This window comes from Nitrospirillum viridazoti CBAmc (assembly GCF_000730165.1).
In the GTDB taxonomy this organism is placed as follows: Bacteria; Pseudomonadota; Alphaproteobacteria; order Azospirillales; family Azospirillaceae; genus Nitrospirillum; species Nitrospirillum viridazoti.
In genome coordinates, this window is the sequence record NZ_CP022110.1 from 2,788,771 (window position 1) to 2,804,642 (window position 15,872).

General features: G+C 67.1%; 16 protein-coding genes. 5 read left to right on the top strand and 11 right to left on the bottom strand.

Translation table 11 applies throughout. The annotated features are described in order from the left end of the window. The first annotated feature begins 128 nt into the window (after positions 1 to 128). Complete coding sequence (locus tag Y958_RS12880; protein WP_088872288.1) at positions 129 to 692, top strand: sigma-70 family RNA polymerase sigma factor; 564 nt, start codon at positions 129 to 131, stop codon at positions 690 to 692. Beyond that, positions 689 to 1,213 carry a cupin domain-containing protein gene (locus Y958_RS12885; RefSeq protein WP_088872289.1) on the top strand — a complete coding sequence of 175 codons (525 nt, stop codon included), beginning with the start codon at positions 689 to 691 and terminating at the stop codon, positions 1,211 to 1,213. Before Y958_RS12880 ends, Y958_RS12885 begins: the two co-directional genes overlap by 4 nt. Before the next feature lie 129 nt (positions 1,214 to 1,342). Here Y958_RS12885 and Y958_RS12890 read toward each other — a convergent pair whose 3' ends face one another. Together Y958_RS12890 and Y958_RS12895 are read right to left on the bottom strand one after the other, a co-directional pair. Continuing rightward, positions 1,343 to 1,792, bottom strand: a complete 450-nt coding sequence (locus Y958_RS12890; protein ID WP_088872290.1) for a group I truncated hemoglobin — start codon at positions 1,790 to 1,792, stop codon at positions 1,343 to 1,345. A 26-nt stretch (positions 1,793 to 1,818) separates the two neighbouring features. Beyond that, the gene (locus Y958_RS12895) at positions 1,819 to 2,694 is read right to left on the bottom strand and encodes a DUF3034 family protein (RefSeq protein ID WP_088872291.1); all 876 of its coding nucleotides are present in this window, start codon (positions 2,692 to 2,694) and stop codon (positions 1,819 to 1,821) included. A gap of 183 nt (positions 2,695 to 2,877) precedes the next feature. Between Y958_RS12895 and Y958_RS12900 the strand changes: the two genes are divergently transcribed. Together Y958_RS12900 and Y958_RS12905 are read left to right on the top strand one after the other, a co-directional pair. Continuing rightward, positions 2,878 to 3,489: a sigma-70 family RNA polymerase sigma factor gene (locus Y958_RS12900; protein ID WP_244909297.1), complete on the top strand. Its 612-nt coding sequence runs from the start codon at positions 2,878 to 2,880 to the stop codon at positions 3,487 to 3,489. After that, entirely contained in the window at positions 3,486 to 4,178 is a 693-nt protein-coding gene (locus Y958_RS12905) for an anti-sigma factor (RefSeq protein WP_186291188.1), read from the top strand. Before Y958_RS12900 ends, Y958_RS12905 begins: the two co-directional genes overlap by 4 nt. 15 nt (positions 4,179 to 4,193) lie before the next feature. Here the strand turns inward: Y958_RS12905 and Y958_RS12910 are convergent, their stop codons facing one another. Next, complete coding sequence (locus Y958_RS12910) at positions 4,194 to 4,526, bottom strand: cupredoxin domain-containing protein (RefSeq protein WP_088872292.1); 333 nt, start codon at positions 4,524 to 4,526, stop codon at positions 4,194 to 4,196. A 124-nt stretch (positions 4,527 to 4,650) separates the two neighbouring features. Here Y958_RS12910 and Y958_RS31405 point away from each other — a divergent pair, with 124 nt between their 5' ends. Beyond that, the gene (locus Y958_RS31405) at positions 4,651 to 4,965 is read left to right on the top strand and encodes a hypothetical protein (RefSeq protein ID WP_145727601.1); all 315 of its coding nucleotides are present in this window, start codon (positions 4,651 to 4,653) and stop codon (positions 4,963 to 4,965) included. A 78-nt stretch (positions 4,966 to 5,043) separates the two neighbouring features. Here the strand turns inward: Y958_RS31405 and gyrB are convergent, their stop codons facing one another. The 8 genes from gyrB to mutM form a co-directional block, all read right to left on the bottom strand. Further along, positions 5,044 to 7,566: a DNA topoisomerase (ATP-hydrolyzing) subunit B gene (gene gyrB, locus Y958_RS12920; RefSeq protein ID WP_088872294.1), complete on the bottom strand. Its 2,523-nt coding sequence runs from the start codon at positions 7,564 to 7,566 to the stop codon at positions 5,044 to 5,046. Between the two features lie 102 nt (positions 7,567 to 7,668). Beyond that, positions 7,669 to 8,907: a DNA replication/repair protein RecF gene (recF, locus tag Y958_RS12925; protein ID WP_088872648.1), complete on the bottom strand. Its 1,239-nt coding sequence runs from the start codon at positions 8,905 to 8,907 to the stop codon at positions 7,669 to 7,671. A 52-nt stretch (positions 8,908 to 8,959) separates the two neighbouring features. Continuing rightward, positions 8,960 to 10,084: a DNA polymerase III subunit beta gene (gene dnaN / locus Y958_RS12930; RefSeq protein ID WP_088872295.1), complete on the bottom strand. Its 1,125-nt coding sequence runs from the start codon at positions 10,082 to 10,084 to the stop codon at positions 8,960 to 8,962. 191 nt (positions 10,085 to 10,275) lie between these two features. Then, positions 10,276 to 11,325 carry a winged helix DNA-binding domain-containing protein gene (locus tag Y958_RS12935; RefSeq protein ID WP_088872296.1) on the bottom strand — a complete coding sequence of 350 codons (1,050 nt, stop codon included), beginning with the start codon at positions 11,323 to 11,325 and terminating at the stop codon, positions 10,276 to 10,278. Between the two features lie 193 nt (positions 11,326 to 11,518). Further along, positions 11,519 to 13,030 (bottom strand): chromosomal replication initiator protein DnaA, encoded by a 1,512-nt coding sequence (dnaA, locus tag Y958_RS12940; protein WP_088872297.1) that lies wholly within the window; start codon positions 13,028 to 13,030, stop codon positions 11,519 to 11,521. A 952-nt stretch (positions 13,031 to 13,982) separates the two neighbouring features. Continuing rightward, complete coding sequence (rpsT, locus tag Y958_RS12945; RefSeq protein WP_088872298.1) at positions 13,983 to 14,246, bottom strand: 30S ribosomal protein S20; 264 nt, start codon at positions 14,244 to 14,246, stop codon at positions 13,983 to 13,985. Positions 14,247 to 14,508: 262 nt separating this feature from the next. After that, positions 14,509 to 14,886: a hypothetical protein gene (locus tag Y958_RS12950; protein WP_211098499.1), complete on the bottom strand. Its 378-nt coding sequence runs from the start codon at positions 14,884 to 14,886 to the stop codon at positions 14,509 to 14,511. A 109-nt stretch (positions 14,887 to 14,995) separates the two neighbouring features. Beyond that, positions 14,996 to 15,853, bottom strand: coding sequence for a bifunctional DNA-formamidopyrimidine glycosylase/DNA-(apurinic or apyrimidinic site) lyase (gene mutM / locus Y958_RS12955; protein WP_088872299.1), 858 nt, complete (start codon positions 15,851 to 15,853; stop codon positions 14,996 to 14,998). Between the last annotated feature and the right edge of the window lie 19 nt (positions 15,854 to 15,872).

The following is a 15,872-nucleotide window of genomic DNA, read 5'->3' on the forward strand; positions in this document are numbered from 1 at the left end:
GCACGGTGACGTCACGAAAAATGGCATTGAAAGATTTATATCCAGCGGCCGAGCGTGGCGCGTAATTGCCTATCCCGAAAGATATATTATAGTTGGCTATCCATTGATGCGCCGGAAATGCTCAGCCCATGCCACAGTCTTCCAGCGCTCAGGCGATTGATGAGGCATCGGCCGTCACGGCCCTGCTTTTGTCTACAGCCACGGGCGACCGTGCCGCCTTCGGGGCCCTTTACCAGGCGGCGGCGCCGATCCTTTACGGTATTTGCCTGCGCTTGACGCGTGATCGCGACCGGGCGACGGACCTGCTCCAGGACGTGTTCGTTCGCATCTGGCAAAAGGCGCCGCTGTTCGATCCCACGCGCGGCAGCGCTTTCGCTTGGATGGCCGTACTCACCCGAAACCATGTCCTGTCGCTCTTGGATAAACCCATTGGCGACACCATGTCCCTGGACGACGAGGCCGTTCTGGCGGCCGTTGATGGCCGGCTGGCCCAACAGCCGGATCCCGGGCTGGCTTTGGACCTGGAGCGCTGCCTCGGGTTGCTGACGGAACGGTCGCGACGACTGGTGCTATTGACGTATCTTCAGGGTTTGACTTTCGAAGAACTGGCTGAGCGCGTCGGCGCGCCCTTGGGATCGGTCAAAAGCTGGGTCCGTCGCGCCGTCCTGAAGCTCAAGGAGTGCTTGGCGTGAAAAGCGCGGATGTCGATATCGCCGACTATCTGTTGGGCGTGATGCGGGGTGACCGCCGGTCGCGCCTGTCCCGGATCGCCGCCCAGGATATGGCGCGAATCGAATCGCGACTGGGGGCCCTGGATTTGGCTTTGGCGGAGGCGCCGCCCGCCGATTTGTTGGATACCATCCTCGCCCGCATCGACCGTGAGGCGGCGGACCAAGCGGCAGCACCCGGAACCGACACCGTGCGTCACCAAGATGGCGTCTGGCTGGCGCTATCACCGGGAGTCCGATCCAAGCTTCTGCGCGTGGACGCGCGTACGGGACGCCGCACCATGCTCATCCGCATGGAACCGGGCGCGCCCTATCAATCCCATGCCCATATCGGTGGCGATGAGGAATGCCTGGTGATTGAAGGGGACCTGCGTTTCGGCGAGCTTAATCTGGAGGCTGGCGATTTCCATGTCGCGCGGCACACGACCTGGCATGCCACCGCTGTCAGCCAAAGAGGCTGCCTTTTGCTGGTGTCCGTCGGCTGACCTGTTTCCCCTATTGGTCGTCAGGCCGGCCAGGGGCGGAAGGGTTGGCCGCCTCCACCCCGCCGCGACCCTAGCGGCCTCCTCGCCGCCAAGGCGAGAAGGCCGGCACTCGGTAGCACGGCGATTGGCTTAGTGCTCAATATCGCGATGCAGCGGGGCCAATTCGGCCAGTAGCTTGTTCTGGGCGCTGAACGGGACCTTGTGCTTATCCATGGCATCCTGCAGGTCTTCCACCAGGGCGTTGAAATGCTCCCGCGTGATGGGAGGCAGGCCCTGGTGGGCGGATTTCATGTCCAAGCCCTTGTATTGGCATGGCCCTCCAAGAGCCTGGCAGAATTGGTCAACCAGCTGCGCCTTGACGCGCGTCTGGTTAGCCTTTTCAAAGAAGGGCCGCGTCCGGGGGTCTGCCAACAGGTTGGCCATGAAATCCTCCATGAGGCTTTGCAGGCCGGCCTTGCCACCGAATGCTTGGAAGGTGGCCTCGTCGGCCCGGGCCGTGGGCCCGGTCACGACGCCGGTGAGGGACAGGGCGAGACAAAGGATGGCCATGGGTTTGGTCAGGCGGGCGGGATGGCTCATTTGAATTTCCTTTTGGGTGACGGTGCTCAGAATCCGACCTGAAGTGACAGGTAGGCCGCGTTCTGATGGTCGCGGATGACGATGTTGCCCAGCGGCGCGAAGGCCAGGGTCAGCGAGACGTTCTTGGTCGGAACCCAGGCGACGAACAGGTCGTACCAGTCGTCCTCATGGGCGATGGCCAGGTTGTCAGGCTTCTTGCGATACTCGGCGCCCACCAGGAAGTTGCGAGACAGAAGGTAGGCGACGCTGCCTTCCGGTTCGACGTGGTAGTCGTCGTCCTTGCCGCCGAAGCCGAGAATGCCGATCTGGTTGGCCTTGGTGAACCGCACAGTGGCGTCCACCAGCAGGCTTTGGGCCAGGAAAAGCTTGGTGGCGGAGACATAAAAGTCCGTGCCGCTGTCGTGGCGGGCACCGATCGCCTGCAGGATGGCGCCCCTGTCGTTATGCTTGTATTGCAGACCGACGGCGACCTGCGGCAGCCAACTGTCTTGATCAAGAATAGCGTCGCCGGCGACGCGGATCTTGGCGCCGATAATGTTCTGGTTGAACGTGTATCCCTTGCCCAACCCCAACAGGCCGCCGACGTCCTCCGTATCGAAGGACTGGCGGGCGAAGGACAGCTCCACGCGGTCATACAGCCCGACCATGGCCCCATAGGCGTTGAGGTTATAGCTGCCTGATTGCACCCGCGTGTAGAAGGCATTGGGCCGGACCTGATCGCCCGTGTCATAGCCCCCGATGAGGGCCCAGGGCGTCAGACCGCCGCCGGCCGCTCCTTCAAGCTGGGTCACGCCGCCAGTTGCCGTCAACTTGCCGCCGGCACCTATGTCGGATGCGGCCATCGCCGGCAGGCCGCATGCCAGCATCCCCCCCAACAAGGTGATCAATAAACGGAACTTCATCGGAGCAGGCTCCCTGGTGTTGCGGTGGTTTCCTGCCCATACGCCTGGACCGGTTGATTGGATGCAGCACGTGCGCATCCAAAAGTGCCCCCGCGTCGTAATGGTGTGGAACGAGGCCTCCTTGCGCCGAAGGGCATTCCAGGGGGCGGACGACGAAGAAACGGATCGCGAAGGGGCCGACTGATGGGGAACGACGCGGTGGCGGCATCCTGCCACCCCAATCCCGGTGACGGGGGCGGCATGACACCGAGGGACCTGGCGGCCGGGGGTGCGCTGGACGCGCTGATCAGGCAGGTCGCCGGTGGCGATCGCGTGGCCCTGCGGCACCTATATGAACGGGAATCGCCCCGCCTGTACGGCCTGGCCCTCCGCATCGTGCGTCGCCCGGATGCGGCGGCCGATGCCGTGCAGGACGCCTTTGTGCAGATCTGGCGGAACGCCGCCAGCTTCAGCCCGGCCATGGGCTCGGGCGGCGGCTGGATGGCCTCCATCGTCCGCTACCGCGCGCTGGACATGGCCAGGCGCCTGGGACGCGAGACCTTGACGGACGCCATCCCCGATAGCATCGATGAAAGCCCCAGCCCCCTGGAGCACCTGGAAACCGCCCGTGACGCCGTACGGTTGCGGCGCTGTCTGGAACGCCTGGATGACAAAGGCCGCCGCGCCATCACCCTGGCTTTCATCAACGGCCTGTCCCACGCGCAAGTGGCCGAGCACCTGGCCATTCCCCTGGGAACGGTCAAGTCATGGATAAGGCGCGGGCTCGCTTCTTTGAAGGAGTGTTTGGCGGCATGATTCCAGATGATTTTGACGAACTGGATCTTCTGGCCGGCGAATATGTGCTGGGCACTTTGGGCGCCCAGCAGGCCAAGGTGGTGGCGGAGGCCCTGCCGAGCCACGGCGCCTTGCGCTACGCGGTGGCCGATTGGGAAAGGCTGCTGGCCCCCCTGCTGGCGGCGGTGCCGGCTGTACCGCCGCCGCCGACGCTATGGCGGAGAATTGAAGCGCAGCTTCCAGCGGCGGCAGAATCCGGATGGCGGGCCTGGCTGAGGCGACAGTGGGACGCCCCACCTGTCTGGCGGTGGATGACCACGGGCGCCGTCGCCGGACTGCTGGCCATCACATTGACCATACCTGCAGCCCTGCGTGATGACGGCCCCCGCTACATGGCGATTTTGACGGCCATCGGCGATGGCCGCGCCGGCTGGCTGGTGGAAGGCAGGGGGCGGGTGCTGGAGCCTGTGGCTTTGGCGGGCGTGACCACACCATCCGATCGGGATCTCGAACTATGGCTGATCGCCGATGGCGCCCCCCCGCAACCGGTGGGACTGATAGCGCCAGGGCGGGTCCTGCCGGTCGCCGGCAAGGTCCTGGCTGGCGGCAAGCTGGTTTTAGCCATCAGCCTGGAGCCCAAGGGCGGTTCACCAACGGGTGCGCCCACTGGGCCGGTCCTATATTCCGGTGCCATGCGCCGCCTCCGATGAGAGACAGCGCCTCGCCTATTTGCTCGCGGGGCCGGGTGTAACGGTGACGATTACTTCCATAGTGCTGTGGAGATCGCAGCCAACGACGATCACCCCCGACTGGGTGAAAACCTGGGACCGCTCCTCGCCGGGGCGCTCAAGATCTAGGTCAAATTGAAATGCCGGCGTGTGGGAAACGACCTGGTGCGGCACCGTATCCTCGTTCCGGAAAATAACCGTGTCACCTACGGCGATCTCAATCTTGCTCGGCACGAAGGCGTGGTTCTTCTGCGTCACGATCACGGTGGCCGCCTGGGCCGTCCCCAAGCCCAAGCTCAAAGTCCAAACAACGGCGATAAGGTGGCGCATGGCGTGTCTCCCGGAATCTGGCCGCTACGGATTGGCGTCCTACGCCTTACGCCCGGCCAGACTTGGTGGATGCAGGCCCCACGACAAAAATCGGGCGTCAGCCCGCCGGCTCCGAACCCATGCCGTGAGCGCCGACTTCCCCGGCGTTCTCTTCGGCCGCAATGAGTATGGCGGCGAAGAACCGGCCTCGGAGACCCCAACCCACAGCGTGAGGCCCCAATTCTCACGGCTATGGGTCATAGATTCTCGTTTTATGGGTCAACTCACGCGGCTGGCTGCCATCGGCGGCGTCGCCGACCTGGAAGCGATCAATGAAACCGAGCGGCACTTGTTTTATGTCGCCTGCACCCGTGCCCGTGATCGCTTGATGGTGACCGACGTGTGTGGAGTTTCTGGGAAATCTGGTCGTCGACTGAGCAACGCCTCATCTGACCCATAGCCGTGAGAAAAACTGCCGATTCTCACGCTATGGGTCAAACTTTCTCATTTTATGGGTCAGCTCACAAAACCTGCAGCCTTACACGTCTAGGTTCGCCACCTTCAGCGCGTTTTCCTGGATGAAGTCGCGGCGGGGTTCGACGATGTCGCCCATGAGGGTGGAGAACACCTCTTCCGCCTCGTCCACGTGGGTGACCTTGACTTGCAGCAGCGAGCGGATCTTGGGGTCCAGCGTGGTTTCCCACAGCTGGTCCGGGTTCATCTCGCCCAGGCCCTTGTAGCGCTGGATGGCCAGGCCCTGGCGGCCCTGTTCCAGCACCGCGTCCATCAGGCCAGTGGGGCCGACGATGGTGCGGGTGGTGCGGCCGCGGTAGGTCAGGGTGGCGGCGTCGGTGAAGACCGTCTTCAGGAAGTCGGCCATGGCGTCCAGGCGGCGGGCCTCCACACTCTTCAGCACGTCGGCGTCCAGGATGTGGCGGTGGGTGACGCCGCGGCTGGTGCGGAACAGCATGAGGCCGCCCTCGCGCGCGCGCTCACCCTGCCAGGCGCCCACGCCCACGGTGGCGCCCTCGCCGGCATTGCCGGCCGCCTGGGCGGCCTGGGCCTCGATGCGGTTCAGGCGGTCCGCCACCACGCGGGCCAGTTCATCGGCCCGCGCGTCGTCGGTCAGCAGGGTCATGGACAGGGCGCCGGCCACGGCCGCCTGTTCCACCACGGACGCATTGCCCACCTTGCGGGTCAGGGCCTGCAGCTGGTGGCGGGCGGCGCGGGCCTGCTCCACCACGTCGCGCAACTCGCCGCCCTGGCGCTCGGTGCCGTCCTGCGCCCTGAGGGTCACGTCCTCCAGGCCCTGGCCGATCAGGTAATCGTCCAGCGCCCGGTCGTCCTTCAGGTAGCGTTCCTTGGCCGTGCCGCGCTTCACGCGGTACAGCGGCGGCTGAGCGATGTAGAGGTAGCCGCGCTCGATCAGCTCGGGCATCTGGCGATAGAAGAAGGTCAGCAGCAGGGTGCGGATGTGCGCGCCGTCCACGTCGGCGTCGGTCATGATGATGACCTTGTGATAGCGCGCCTTTTCCGCGTTGAACTCCTCACGCCCGATGCCGGTGCCCAGCGCCGCGATCAGGGTGCCGATCTCGGCCGAGGACAGCATCTTGTCGAAGCGCGCGCGCTCCACGTTCAAGATCTTGCCGCGCAGGGGCAGGATGGCCTGGAACTGCCGCGAGCGGCCCTGCTTGGCGGAGCCGCCGGCCGAGTCACCCTCGACCAGGAACAGTTCGCTGAGCGCCGGGTCGCGTTCCTGGCAGTCCGCCAGCTTGCCGGGCAGCGAGGCCATGTCCAAGGCGCCCTTGCGCCGCGTCAGCTCGCGCGCCTTGCGCGCGGCCTCGCGCGCGGCGGCGGCCTCGACCACCTTGCCGATGATGCGCTTGGCGTCGCCCGGATGCTCTTCCAGCCAGGTCGCCAGGGCGTCGGCCACCACCGCCTCCACCACCGGGCGGACCTCGGAGGAGACCAGCTTGTCCTTGGTCTGGCTGGAGAACTTGGGGTCGGGCACCTTCACCGACAGCACGCAGGTCAGGCCCTCGCGCATGTCGTCGCCGGAGAGGTTCACCTTCTCCTTCTTCGCGATGCCGCTTTCGTTGGCGTAGTTGTTCAGCGTGCGGGTCAGCGCCGCGCGGAAACCGGCCAGGTGGGTGCCGCCGTCACGCTGCGGGATGTTGTTGGTGAAGCACAGCGTGCTCTCGTGATAGCTGTCGTTCCATTGCAGCGCCACTTCCACGCCGATGGTGCCGCCCAGGTCGCTCTGCCGCTCGGCGCGCAGCGCGATGCCCGGCTTGTGCAGCGGCGTCTTGGACCGGTCCAGCCACTGCACGAAGGCCTCCAGCCCGCCCTCGTAATGCAGCTCGCACGACTTGGGCTCCACGCCCCGCGCGTCGGTCAGGTACAGGGTGACGCCGGAGTTCAGGAAGGCCAGCTCACGCAGGCGGTGTTCCAGCGTCTGGTAGTCGAATTCGGTCTTGGTGAAGGTGGCCTTGGACGGCAGGAAGGTCACCTCCGTCCCCGACAGGGGACGGCCGTCCGCCTTCAACGGGGCGACGCCGGTGTTGGCCAGCGGCGCCTGGGCCTCGCCATGGGCGAAACGCATCTCCCACACCCGGCCCTGGCGCCAGATGCGCAGGTCCAGGATTTCCGACAGGGCGTTGACCACGGACACGCCCACGCCGTGCAGGCCGCCGGAGACCTTGTAGCTGTTCTGGTCGAACTTACCGCCGGCGTGCAGCTGGGTCATGATAACCTCGGCCGCCGACACGCCTTCCTCCGCATGGATGTCCACGGGGATGCCGCGGCCGTCGTCGCGCACGGTGCAGGAGCCGTCGGGATTCAGGATGACGTCCACCCGCGTGCAATAGCCGGCCAGCGCCTCGTCGATGGCATTGTCCACGACCTCATACACCATGTGGTGCAGGCCGGAACCATCGTCGGTGTCGCCGATGTACATGCCGGGACGCTTGCGCACCGCATCAAGGCCTTTCAGCACTTTGATGGAGCTGGCGCCGTAATCCTCGGCGGCGGAGTCGGGGGTCGTCAGAGCTTCTTGTGCCATGGATACACTCTACCAGATATCGCGTCGCCCAGGGGCAAAACCGTCATAACCAAGGGGGATCGCAGCCCCCCATTCCGCGGACTCTCGAAAGCGCCAGGGGGCCTATCCGGCGCCCACCACCACGCCGCCGCCGGTTTCATCCGGGACCACCCGGACGTGGCTGGCGGCGGCCCCCAGCTCGGCGAAGGTGGCGGCGTCGGTCCCTGTCATCCACGCCTGGGACCCGGTGGCCAGCACCTCCTGGAACAGGGCCGTGCGGCGCTCGGCATCCAGGTGGGCGGCCACCTCGTCCAGCAGCAGCAGGGGCGGCGCCCCGCCCTCGGCCGCCATCAGCCGGGCGTTGGCCAGCACGATGGCGATCAGCAGGGCCTTCTGCTCCCCGGTGGAGCCCAGATCCGCCGGCATGCCCTTGGCCAGATAGGTCACGGCCAGGTCGCTGCGGTGGGGCCCCACCGTGGTGGTGCCGGCGTGCGCGTCGATCCGCCGCGCCTCCGCCAGGGCCCGGCGCAGCGTGTCCTCCGCCTCCACCGCCGGCCGGTCGGCCAGCCAGCCGTCCAGCGTGCCGGTCAGCGCCAGGCCAGGCGCCGGGAAGGGCCCCACGCCCCGGCGGCAAGCGGCGGCGAGGCGGGCGGTCACGTCGCGGCGGGCGGCGGCCACGGCGATGCCGTTGGTCGCCATCTGATCCTCCAGCACCGTCAGCCACGAGGGGTCGCCCCCCTCGCGCAGCAGGCGGATGCGGTCGCGCATGGCCTGTTCGAAGCGGCTGAGGTGGCCGGCATGCTCGGGATGGAAACCGAACACCAGCCGGTCCAGGAAGCGGCGGCGGCCGGCGGCGCCCTCCACGAACAGGCGGTCCATCTGCGGCGTCAGCCAGACGCAGGAAACATATTGCGCCAGCGCCATCTGGCTTTTGGCCGGGCGGCCATCGATGTGCACCACGCGGCGCTCGCTGCCCGGCGCCCCGGCGGGGTCGCGGCCGGTGCCGATCTCCACGGCACCCAGCGGCGTCTGCACCTCCGCCGCCACCGCCCAGCCCGGCGTCTCCCAGGTTTCGCCCGGGGCCTGCAGCCGTTCCACATCCCCCAGCTTGGCGCGGCGCAGGCCGCGGCCGGGGGCGAGAAAGCTGACCGCCTCCAGCAGGTTGGTCTTGCCGGCACCATTGGGGCCGGTCAGCGCCACCGGCCGCCGGTCCAGCGTCAGGCGGGCCTGGGCGTAGGAGCGGAAGCGGGTGACGGTCAACCGCGTAACGGCCAGCGCCGCGACTGGCGCGGACGCCGCCCCCCCATGCTCATGAGGGGTGCCCTCCGGCTTCCCCGTCAGGGGCGGCTCTTCTGTGGACATGGCGCCCATATTGGCCAGCAACCGCTACCGCCGCCCCGGGGACCCCAGGACCTCAAACGCGCATCGGCATGAGGACGTAGAGGGCCGAACCGTCGGCCACGTCGCGCACCACGGTGGGCGAGCCGGCGTCGGCCAGCGTGAAGCGCACGCCATCGCCCTCGATCTGCTGGGTGATGTCCAGCAGGTAGCGGCTGTTGAAACCGATCTCGAGCGCGGTGTTATCGTAGCTGACCTCGATCTCCTCCGTGGCGGACCCCGCCTCGGGGCTGGAGGCGGACAGGGTCAGGATGCCGCGGTCCAGGCTGAGCTTCACCGCCCGGCTCTTTTCCGTGGAGATGGTGGCAACGCGGTCGACGGCGGCGGCGAACTGGCCGGCGTTGACCTCCATCACCTTGTCGTTGCCCGTGGGGATGACGCGCTCATAGTCCGGGAAGGTGCCGTCGATCAGCTTGCTGGTCAGCACGATGCTGTCGAAGGCGAAGCGCACCTTGGTGTCGGACAGCTGCACCTCGATGCGGTCCGCCGCCTCGTCCAGCAGCTTGCGCACCTCGATCACGGTCTTGCGCGGAATGATGACGCCGGGAATGCCGCTGGCGCCGTCCGGCAGGGCCATCTCCACCCGGGCCAGGCGGTGGCCGTCGGTGGCCACGGCGCGCAGCACGGGGATTTCGGCGGCACCGGTCTTGGCCTTGGAGGCGTGCAGGTAGATGCCGTTGAGGTAGTAGCGCGTCTCCTCGGTGGAGATGGCGAACTTGGTGCGGTCCACCAGCATCTTCAGGTCGCTGGCCGACAGGGTGAAACGGTGGCCCGCGTCGCCGCCGGCCATGACGGGGAAGTCCTCCACCGGCAGGGCGCCCAGGCGGAACTGCGACCGGCCGGACCGCAGGGTCAGCGTGTCGGCGGTGAAGTCCAGTTCCACCTGGCTGCCATCCGGCAGCTTGCGGGCGATGTCGTACAGGGTGTGGGCGGGGGCCGTGGCGGAACCGGGACGCGCGATGTCGGCCGGCACGGATTCCACAATCTCCAGATCCATGTCGGTGGCGGTCAGCGCCAGCTCACCGTTTTCCGCCTTCAGCAGGACGTTGGACAGGATCGGAATGGTGTTCCGACGCTCCACCACGCTCTGAACATGACCGAGAGACCGGAGCAAAGCCGCGCGTTCGATGGTGATCTTCATGCCGTTCCGCTTGTGCTGACCCGTCGCCCCTGTGAGGCGCGGCGATTGTTTGCCTTAAATCCCCCAAGGCCCCCCCACAGGGCCTGGAAAAAGGGGTGGTCACCATAGCACAAGCCCCGCGCGGCGACAGCGTTTTCGACCGATTCCAGAGGCATTCGGAAGGCCGAGTCGCCGCCTGTCCGAAAGGGGGATCATCCGCCCGCGTATCGCACGTCCAGACCGCCCGAAAGGTGGCGCAGTCGGTCCAGGACGACCCGCCGTTCCGCCTTGGTGAGGCGGCTCAGGGGCGCCAGCTCCACCTCCCACACCGGCTGGCCTTGGACGGCCAGGCGGCGATGGGTCCAGGTCGCCGCCACCCGCCCCTGGCGCAGCACCACGGCGGAGATCCAGCCGGCCTGGCGGTAGATGGCGGTCCGGTGCCTGGCGTCCACCACCTGGGCGGTGTCGGCATGGGCCAGCAGCCAGGGATCGAACAGGGGCAGCACTGCCAAGTGGCCGGCCGGCATCTCGGCCCGCCGCAAGGCTTCCTCGTCTCGGGCCAGGGCGTAGGCCGGGCGGCCGTCCAGTTCCACCGCCAGCAGCTCGCCGGCCAGGTTCTGGAAGGCCTGGCGGCAGGGGCCGGCGGGAATGCCGGCGAACTTGCGGAAGTCGGACGGCGTTGCCGGACCATAGGCCGCCAGATAGCGGCGCAGGAAATTCGCCACACCATGCGCGCTATCCGCCGGCACCACGGGCGCCTGGCCCAGCCAGGCGGGCAGGCCCACGAAGGCGGCCTCGTTATCGTCGGGACGCGGGGGGCCGTGGCACAGATGGCCCAGGGCGCAGGCCAGCTTCAGCACCCCGCCCCAGCTGTGCTCCAGCCAGGGCTGGGCCCAGTCGCCCAGCTGCGGCACCAGGCGGCGGGACAGGTCCATGCGGCTGTGCGGCCCGTCGGCCAGCGCCTGGACCACGGCGTCGATCAGCACCGCGACCCGCTCTGGGGGCAGGCCCTCGCGACTGTACCAGGCGTGGTACTCCGGCTGCTTCAGGCGGCGCAGGGCCAAGAGATCGCCCAGGTCGGCCGTGGGCATCAGGTGCAGGGTGGAGCGCTGGGCCCACAGCTTCACCAGGCTGCGGCTGTCATGGAGAGCCCCGGCCACCTCGGCGTCGGCCAGGGCGGCCGTGCGCGCCCGCAATTGCAGGATGGCGGCGGAGTGCACCTGGGCCTGGGCGCCCAGCAGCGTGCGGGCCGCCGTCAGCATGTCGGCCGTCGGGGCCAGCAGATGCTGGCGGTCCAGGCGGAAGGCCAGGGCTTGGGGCAGTGAGATCGCCAGGGGAGAGGTCAGGGCAATGTCCCGATCAGGTGGAAGAACGGATCAGGTACATTTGAGGAAATCGCAGCAGCCCGTCAAGGGCGGCTAGGCCGCGCCCGCCACCTGAGGGCGAACGAAAACCTCAGCCTTCGAGCATGCGCCGCAGCAGTTCCACGTCTTCGGAGAAGGTCGGGTCGGTGGCGCATAGCTCTTCCACCTTGCGCACGGCGTGCATCACGGTGGTGTGGTCGCGGTCGCCGAACTTGCGGCCGATCTCGGGCAGGGAGCGGGCGGTCAGTTGCTTGGACAGATACATCGCCACCTGGCGCGGGCGGGCGACGGCGCGGGCGCGGCGGGCGGAGCTCATGTCCGCCAGGCGGATGTTGTAATGCTCCGCCACCTTCTTCTGGATCTCCTCGATGGTCACCCGGCGGTTGCTGGCGCGCAGCAGGTCATGCAGCACTTCCTGGCTGCTTTCCAGGGTGATGGCGCGGCCCACCAGCTCGGCATGCGCCACGATGCGGTTGAGGGCGCCTTCCAGCTCACGCACGTTGGAGGTGATCTTGTGGGCCAGGAACTCCAGCACCTTCTGCGGAATCTGCACCCGCATCTGCTCGCCCTTGGACTGCAGGATGCCCAGGCGCAGCTCGTACGTCGTCGGGTGGATGTCGGCCACCAGGCCCCAGCCGAGGCGGGAACGCAGGCGCTCCTCCATGCCTTCCAGGTCGGACGGGCTCTTGTCGGCGGAAATGATGACCTGGCGGTTCTGGTCCACCAGGGCGTTGAAGGTGTGGAAGAACTCTTCCTGGGTGCTGTCCTTGCCGCTGATGAACTGCACGTCATCGATCATCAGCACGTCGACGGAGCGGAACTGCTCCTTGAACGCCATGGTGTCCTTGTACCGAAGCGCCCGGATGAACTGGTACATGAACTTTTCCGCCGACAGGTAGATCACCCGGCGGGCGGGGTCCTTCTTGCGGATGTGCCAGGCGATGGCGTGCATCAGGTGGGTCTTGCCCAGGCCCACGCCGCCGTAAAGGAACAGCGGGTTGAAGGTCACGGCGTTGGCGTCGGCCACGCGGCGGGCGGCGGCGAACGCCAGCTCGTTGGGCTTGCCCACCACGAAATTCTCAAAGGTGAAGCGCGGGTCCAGCAGGGCCGAGACGTCGTCGCGTTCCTCCCCCAGGCCATTGCCGGCGATGAAGGCCGGCAGGGCCGGCGCCTCGGCCGCCCCGTTCAGGCCGCCATGCAAGCCACCGTTGAGGGACGCGGACGCCTGGACCTCATCATATGTGGGCAGGTGATCGATACCGGTTTCCGCCAGCGGCCCGGCAGTGGCGTTGGCGGCGGCGCGCGGGCCGGTGGTCAGGGCGCCGCCGAGCGAGGCGTCGTTGCGCGGGGGGGCCACGACGATTTCCACGGACTGCACACCGGGATTCTCGCCAGTCCACAGGGCGCGGATGCGATCGGCGTAGTGGGTGCGGATCCAGTCGCGCATGAAGCGTGTGGGCACGACGATGCGCACCTGGCCGCCGATGAAATCCTCAACGGTCAGCGGCTTCAGCCAGCTGCGATACGCGGTTTCACCCACCTCGTCCTTCAGGCGCCCGCTGATGCGCGCCCATTGCTGATCCAGAGATGCCTGAACCGACATTCCCGCTTCGCTCCTGCCCCAACGCCTTCCGGACCCGGACAATCAAATAAGACGACACCGGCCAACGACAGCCGGCCTGACAACCGGATCAAATCGGACCGGAACCTTATGCCGGGAAAGCCCGGTTCCCCCATGAGACAGGTCATCCCGGGATGCATCACCCCGGCAGACGCCTCATGAAGGCCGGAGGTCCGGGCGACGAGCCTGGAGCCGAACGAAGGCATGGGAGCCGGCCGGACAGCCGGCACGACGGATGATGATGGACAAAGGCGGAGGACCACCCAAGGTCCCGCCCTTTCCAACGCCGCCCTAACCCCGCTTCGTCAGCCCCTGTCGTCGGCCCTGTCCCGGCTGGTTCCGTGACCACCTTTCCTCCCACCGGAACGTTTGCCGACACCGGGCTTGAGGCATCGCCCCGCCCCGTCCGGCACCATTCCGCTGAAATACCCAGGCAGACCAAAACCCACACACGCAAACAAAACCGCGCACCTCACGGGATTCATTTTAAAGAATCTCCCGTAGACGCATGATCTTCTTCAAAGATTCAGAAATCCACCAACGCCAGAGTGATGTAGAGCGCCAAGCGTCAGCATCAATGTACATCTGCCATCGGTTTGCGCGGGCGTTTCCGCCGCTTGATTACTTCATCGAGGAGAACGACCCCGCACATCCGGAGATGCTAGTCGGGCCGTCCGGGACTCGCAATAGGCTCGAAAAGGGAACAAGCAAAAAAGACCGAATGATGCTCGTGCCCGCCGCCCGTCACCGGCCCTTCGGACTATTCTGGAAGAATAGGTGAGGATGAACGCAGTAACGACGGGCGGACAAGGAAAAGGCCGCGCCCCCGCCGGTGTCCGGCAGGACGCGGCCTCATCCAATCCACGGTCAAGAGCTGGGACCCCGCCTCATGCGCCGGGCCCCGAGGGCCCGCGCGATCGGCGCGGCCGGCTTATCAGCCCAGAGCGTTGATGCGGAGAGACAGACGGGAAATCTTGCGCGACACCGTGTTGCGGTGCAGCACGCCCTTGGAGACGCCACGCATCATTTCCGGCTGGGCCAGCTTGAACGCCTCGGCGGCGGCGGCCTTGTCGCCGGCTTCCAGGGCCAGCTCAACCTTCTTCACGAAGGTACGGATACGGGACACGCGGGCCCGGTTCACTTCGGTACGGACTTCCGTCTGACGGATACGCTTTTCAGCGGACTTATGATTAGCCATGACAAACCCTTTTCGAACACGACCCTTGCCGTGGAAGGCCGGGCTTATACCCCCTCCCCACGAAACCGTCAAGCGGCACGGCCCTAAAAACCGCGCCAGACTAGACCAAAATCCGCCGAGCAAGCCCTTGCTTTGAACATCCCCGCCCCCCGGATTCAACGAGTCTAAAACCAGATATGGGCGATTCTGTCGCCGCACCCCAAGATCATGCGTCTTTTACTTTAAACATACCCTTTCTCTTGGGAAGCGCTTCAAAGGGGGGCTACTGCGGGCGCAGAATGAAGTGCACCACGGTTTCGGCCCGGCTGCCCATGCCGTCGCGGGTCGCCGTGATCTCCAGCCTTTCCCCCTCGCGCGCCCAGCGGTCGTTGCCGGCGGGGCGCCAGCCCAACTGCGGCAGGGTCTGAGCGTAGAAGGCGGTGATGGCGGCGGCGCTGACGTCGCCCTGGGCCGCCGACTCGACGATGCGGCCCTCCGGCTGGTCGAAAACCACCGCCGCGTTGGCCGGCGCCATCAGCCCCGGCATCAGGGGCAAATCCTCCACCCCCGGCACAAAGCCCGGCTCCACCGGCCCAGCGTCGCCCGGCCCGGCGGCCAAGAGCAGGGGGATGGAAACGGCGGCGGCAAGGGCAAGGCGCATTCAGGGCTCACGCGGGGGGCCAGGGGCCGGCAAGGTTCGGCCGGTAAGGTTCGCTGGGCGATAAGGTGAAGCATGCCGGGCCGCCCATCAACGGCCAAGGCCGCATGCGTCAGCGCTGCCGCCGTGCGCAGAAGAAGCTGGACCGGCCGGCCTGCACCAGCCGCCGCACGCCGCCCGTGCGGGCCACGTCGCAGTCGCAACCGGGGCAGGCCTCGCCCTCCCGTCCATAAACGGCGAAGGAGTGCTGGAAGTAGCCCAACTCGCCATCCGACTGGACGTAGTCGCGCAGGGAGGATCCACCCGCCGCGATGGCCTCGGTCAGCACGTCGCGGATGGCCGGCACCAGCCGCTGAGCGTCCTTGCCCGCCACGCTGGCGGCCGACCGTTCCGGGCTGATGCCGGAACGGAACAGCGCCTCGCAGACATAGATGTTGCCCAGGCCGGCCACCACGCGCTGGTCCAGCAGCGCCGCCTTGATGGGCGTCATCTTGCCGGCCAGGCGGGCGGACAGCGTGTCCGCGTCGAATTCATTGCCTAGGGGCTCCGGCCCCAGCTTGGCCAGCAGGGGGTGGCTGTCCACCTGCCCGTCCGCGATCAGGTCCATGAGGCCGAAGCGGCGGGGGTCGTTGAAGGTGACGACGGCGCCGTCGTCCGTTTCCATGACCACATGGTCGTGCGCCCCGGGCGCGCCCGCCGGCCCCCGGCTGACCACCATGCTGCCCGACATGCCCAGGTGGATGAGTAGGGTATCGTCCCCCGAACCGGAAACAGGGTCGAGACGCACCAGCACATACTTGGCCCGGCGGCCGATGCCGGCCACGCGGCGGCCCGTCAGGCGCTGGGCGAAGCCGGCCGGAAAGGGCGTGCGCAGGTTGGGGCGGTGCTGGGCCACGCGCACCAGCGTGCGGCCCTCCATCTTCAGGGCCAGGCCCCGGGCCACGGTTTCGACCTCGGGCAATTCAGGCATGGCGGGGCGCTTTCAGGCT